Origin of the sequence: Pseudonocardia terrae, from assembly GCF_021343995.1 — a bacterium.
Lineage (GTDB): Bacteria > Actinomycetota > Actinomycetes > Mycobacteriales > Pseudonocardiaceae > Pseudonocardia > Pseudonocardia terrae.
Genome location: NZ_JAJTTE010000123.1, coordinates 1 through 4,068, shown reverse-complemented (window position 1 = coordinate 4,068; position 4,068 = coordinate 1). Strand labels below are relative to the sequence as shown.

Genomic DNA, 4,068 nt, shown 5'->3' with positions numbered 1-4,068 from the left:
CGTCGAGCGGGCCCATGCAGAACGGCACGACATACATCGTGCGGCCACGCATACAGCCGCGGAACAAACCCCGCAGCGTCTCCTTCATCTCCGCGGGGTCGGCCCAGTTGTTCGTGGGCCCGGCCCCCTCCTCGGTGGCCGTACAGATGAACGTGCGCTCCTCCACCCGAGCCACGTCCTCCGGGTCGGAGGCAGCGTAGAAGCTGTTGGGCTTCTTCTCCTCGTTCAGCTTGACGAAGGTGCCCGCGTCGACGAGCCGGCTCGTCATCCGGTCCCACTCGGCCTCGGACCCGTCGCACCAGACGACGGCTTCGGGCGTCGTCAGCTCCGCGATCTCACGCACCCATGACAGCAGGCGCGCGTTGGTCGTGGGCGCATCGTCGATCCCTGGGACGGTCGCTGCAGTCATCGTGTGTCTCCTAGCCTGGCCGGCCCCCGTTCCCCGGCCGGGGAATGCTGGCAGGACCTCGCCTGGTCGGGACGAGGCCTGTAACGGGGAAAGATGACTACGGAGGTTACCGGTCTGACCCTGTCTCACACATCGATACGAACTGTCGATTGACTCACAACACCGATCATGGAATCGATACAGTTTGTGCTGACAAATTCGCTCACCACCGCATTCGCGGAGGATCCGGACAGCGAGTGACGTGGGCGCGGCCGCTCGCCGCCGGCCCCGGCGTTCGGCGGTGCGACACCGTCATGACGCGGGTGTGAAATCGAGCGCAGGGCTTATGAATTCGAAAGGCGCAACCATGCCCGGCGGAACAGCAATTGCCGGTCCCTTCAGGCGCTGCGCAACACGCCCGTGCGCGCCGGCCGACCCGTCGGTCGGGAAGGAGTCCCGGCGATCGCCGGGAGCAGGATCGGGAGCCGGTGCGCCTGCACCTGCCAGAAGCGGGTCTCGGGCTCGCCGGCGCGCCAGGCGTCGGCCAGCCGGGCGGCCGCCTCGGGGTCCGTGACCCGGCGCGGGCGGGGCCGCATGCCGCACCGGGCACGGATCTCCGCGTCCAGCGCGCGCCAGGCCGCCTCCGCCGACGAGAACACCTGCACGTCGGCCGGGCCGTCCTCGTCGCCCACGACCAGGGTGTACGCGCTCACAGCGTCCAGGGACACGGTCCGACCTCCTCGCACTCCAGCCGCGGCGTCGGTGGCGCGGTACAGCTCGTTCACTTCGCCCGACCCGAGGCTCAACGGACATGGTGCGGACCGGGTACGCCCGCGACGGCGCGACGCGCCGGACGGGCGTCCCGGTACGACGAGGGAATGCGCCGAACGGCGTTTGTCCGCAGGGCGAGCGGGTACGGCAAACGGCCCTCAGGCCGGATCGCCGAACCGGCCCAGCAGCCGGGCCAGCTCCGTGGGCTCGCTGAGCATCGGCCAGTGTCCCGTCGGGAGCTCGGCGAAGGACCAGTCCGGCCCGGCCATCTCCGCGAAGGCCGGCACCCCCGCCGCGATCAGCTCCCGGGCCTGGGCCTCGGTGAAGCTGCACGCGACGACGGTCTTCGGCAGCATCGGATCGGGTGTGCCGCGCCGCGCGCCGGTGAGGACCACGCCGGCGGGCTCGGCGAGCGCGCGGGCGTGCAGGTCGGCGAACGTCTCGTCGTCGAGGCCCGCGGTGCTCGTGCCCAGCTGCGCGAACCCGGCACGGGTGGGCATCGGCTGCACCCCGTCGTGCTCGGCGATGCGGGCCCGGATCCACGCCTGCGCCTCCGGGGGGTTGAACTCGACCTGGGCGACCCCGTCGGGCAGCGGGCCGGTGTCGACGAACACGAGCCGCAGGACCCGCTCGCGCGCCCGTTCGGCCGCGGCCGCGCAGACCGGCCCGCCGCCGCTGTGCCCGACCAGCACCGCCGGGCCCGCCTTCTCCAGGACCTGCAGCACGTCGTCGACATGGCTCTCCGCGGTCGCGTCCGGCTCGTGGCCCAGCTCCACCGCGTGCACCTCGTGTCCCGCCGCCCGCAGGTCCGCGGCGACCGCGTCCCACGCCCACGCACCCAACCAGAACCCCGGGACCAGCACGTACGTCGTCATACGGAGAACGGTAGGGCCGATACAGGGCGAATCCGGTCCTGTTTGCTCGGGGGATGTCGGCCGGTCGCGTGCTCGCCCTCCTCGAGCTCCTCCAGGCCCGGCCCGGGCTGACCGGACCGGAGCTGGCCGGGCGGCTGGCGGTCGACGTCCGGACGGTCCGCCGGTACGTCGCCGCGCTGGAGGGGCTCGGGGTGCCCGTCGTCGCCGGGCGCGGCCGGTACGGCGGCTACCGGCTCCTGCCCGGGTACAAGGTCCCGCCGCTCATGCTGTCCGGCGACGAGGCCGTCGCCGTGGTGCTCGGGCTGCTGGCCGCCGAGCGCACCGGCATGCACGCGGCCGCCCCCGCGACGTCGCCCGCCGCTGGCCGGCCTGGCTCGCCACCGTCGAGCCCCACCCCGCCGGTGCGCTGCTGCGCGCCCGGGCCGAGGACCCGGACGGGATGGCCCGCGCCCTCGCCGGACTCGCCTGGCGGTTCACCGTGCTGCGGCCCGACGAGGTCAGCGCGGCGGTGGCGCGACTCGCCGCCCGCCTCGCCGAGGACGCACGACCCAGCCGCAGTATGGATCCATAACGCGTTCGAACCCGGCTCCTGAGCGCGCTATGGATCCATGGTGCGATCACCTGCGGCGGCGCAGGCCCAGCACCACGGTGAGGGCCACCAGCAGCAGGGCGGCCGTTCCCACCCCGGCGGTGACCTCGACGCCGAGCGAGAAGGCCGCCCGCGCCGAGCCGAGCAGGGCGTCCGCGACGGGGCCTTGTAGGCCTCCAGCCACGTCGACCGCCCCGCCCAGCGTCTGACGGGCGGTCTCCGACGCCTCGCTGCCGAGCGCCACCCCCGGCGCGGCCTCCGTCGGCACCGCCACCGCAACCCGGTAGACCGCGCTGAGCACACTGCCCAGGATTGCCGTGCCCAGCACCGCGCCCAGCTCGTAGGCGGTCTCGCCGACCGCCGAGGCGGACCCGGCCCGGTCGGCGGGCGCGGCGGCGAGGATCGCGTCGTTGGTGATCGTCTCGGACAACCCGATGCCGGCGCCGATGAGCACCGCCGCGACCAGGAGCAGCGTCTCCGCCGAGCCGACGCCGAGGCGCGTGCAGAGCACGTAGCCCGCGGCCGCGAGGACGAGCCCGGCCGGCACCAGCATCCGCAGCGGGAAGCGCTTGGCCAGTCCCGCCGCGCCGAGCCCGGCGAGGATCGTCGCGACCATCCCCGGGACCAGCACCAGCCCGGCCTCCAGCGGCGAGCGGCCCAGCACGAGCTGCAGGTACTGCGCGGCGAAGAACAGCAGGCCGGTGAGGGCGAACATCGTGGTCGCGTTGGCCAGCACCGACACCCGCACCACGGGCGAGGCGAACAGGCCGAGGTCGATCAGCGGCGTGCGGCCGCGTCGGGGCAGGTCCCGGCAGCGCCGCACGAACAGCGCACCGGCCGCGCCCGCGACGGTCAGCTCGACCACGGACGCGACGGTGAACCCGTGCTCGCCGATCGTGTGGATCGCGAGGACCGCCGGCACCGTGGCCAGCATCGACAGCCCGACGCCACCGAGGTCCCGACGTCCGGGGCGGGCCATCCGCGACTCTGGCAGCACCAGGGGCGCCGCGAGCAGCACCAGCACCGCGACCGGCACGTTGACCAGGAAGACCGAACCCCACCAGAAGTGCTCGAGCAGGAGACCGCCGACGATCGGGCCGAGCGCGGCGCCGGCGGCGAAGGCGGTCGCCCAGATCGCCAGCGCGAGCCGCCGCTGGGTGCGGTCGACGAAGACCGTGCGCAGGATCGCCAGCACCGAGGGCATCAGCATCGCGCCGAAGAAGCCCAGCGCGGCGCGTGCGGCGACGAGGTGCGCCCCGTCCGTCGCGCCGGCGGCCAGCAGCGACACCGCGCCGAAGCCGGCGATGCCGACGAGCAGCAGCCGGCGGCGCCCGATCCGGTCGCCGAGCCCGCCCATCGCGATCAGCAGGCCGGCGAGGACCAGCGGGTAGACGTCGACGATCCACAGCAGCGTCGTCGCGTCGGGACGCAGCGCGCGGCTGATC

4 protein-coding genes and 1 pseudogene are annotated in these 4,068 nt (G+C 73.8%); 1 reads left to right on the top strand and 4 read right to left on the bottom strand.

Annotated elements, in window-relative coordinates:
* From LWC33_RS34345 to LWC33_RS34335, 3 genes and pseudogenes are all read right to left on the bottom strand, one after another.
* A pseudogene (locus tag LWC33_RS34345) lies at nt 1–409 on the bottom strand (phosphoenolpyruvate carboxykinase (GTP)); the annotation flags it as partial.
* A gap of 377 nt (nt 410–786) precedes the next feature.
* Nucleotides 787–1,116, bottom strand: a complete 330-nt coding sequence (locus LWC33_RS34340) for a hypothetical protein (RefSeq protein WP_233308884.1) — start codon at nt 1,114–1,116, stop codon at nt 787–789.
* 201 nt (nt 1,117–1,317) lie between these two features.
* Nucleotides 1,318–2,034: an alpha/beta fold hydrolase gene (locus LWC33_RS34335; protein WP_233308883.1), complete on the bottom strand. Its 717-nt coding sequence runs from the start codon at nt 2,032–2,034 to the stop codon at nt 1,318–1,320.
* A 53-nt stretch (nt 2,035–2,087) separates the two neighbouring features.
* Here LWC33_RS34335 and LWC33_RS36385 point away from each other — a divergent pair, with 53 nt between their 5' ends.
* Nucleotides 2,088–2,627 carry a helix-turn-helix transcriptional regulator gene (locus LWC33_RS36385; RefSeq protein WP_308191059.1) on the top strand — a complete coding sequence of 180 codons (540 nt, stop codon included), beginning with the start codon at nt 2,088–2,090 and terminating at the stop codon, nt 2,625–2,627.
* A 24-nt stretch (nt 2,628–2,651) separates the two neighbouring features.
* Here LWC33_RS36385 and LWC33_RS34325 read toward each other — a convergent pair.
* The coding region (locus LWC33_RS34325; protein WP_233308882.1) for an MFS transporter at nt 2,652–4,068 on the bottom strand (1,417 nt) is incomplete at its 5' end.